Annotated in this window: 1 protein-coding gene; it reads right to left on the minus strand. The window is 60.4% G+C overall.

Translation table 11 applies throughout. The features are described from left to right. The coding region (tnpA, locus tag P0D73_RS46765) for an IS66-like element accessory protein TnpA (protein WP_408436557.1) at positions 1 to 409 on the minus strand (409 nt) is incomplete at its 3' end. Positions 410 to 434 lie beyond the last annotated feature (25 nt).

The raw sequence follows: 434 nt of genomic DNA on the forward strand, positions 1-434 counted from the left end.
TACGCAGCATGTCAGCGTCGACCAGGCCGTCTACCTTAACCACCGCACGGCCGATGCGGATCTCGATCGTGCCCCCAGGAGACGCCGGCTTCATATCTGGCGCTTGAGGAACCCCCGAAGATGACGCAACGACCTGCGTCAGCGCGTCACTCAGCAGTACGACCGGGAGGAGGCTGGTAGACGGAGCTTGCTGCTCGGCAAGATATCGCCGCCGCCAGGTGTACAACATGTTCGCGTTGATGCCATTCTCACGGGCCAGTCTCGCGACCGAGACGCCCGGCTCACACGCTGCTGCCGCCAGCCGATCCCGAAGCTCCCGTGGGTAATTCGGACGGCCTGCTCGACTTCCATGCTTCTTCTCTGGAGACTCTGACAAAGTGGTGTCCATCAAATCGGAAATGATGGACATCACTTTGCTGTGTATCGCAGCAACC

It is taken from the genome of Paraburkholderia sp. RL18-101-BIB-B, from assembly GCF_046026985.1.
Taxonomy (GTDB): Bacteria; Pseudomonadota; Gammaproteobacteria; order Burkholderiales; family Burkholderiaceae; genus Paraburkholderia.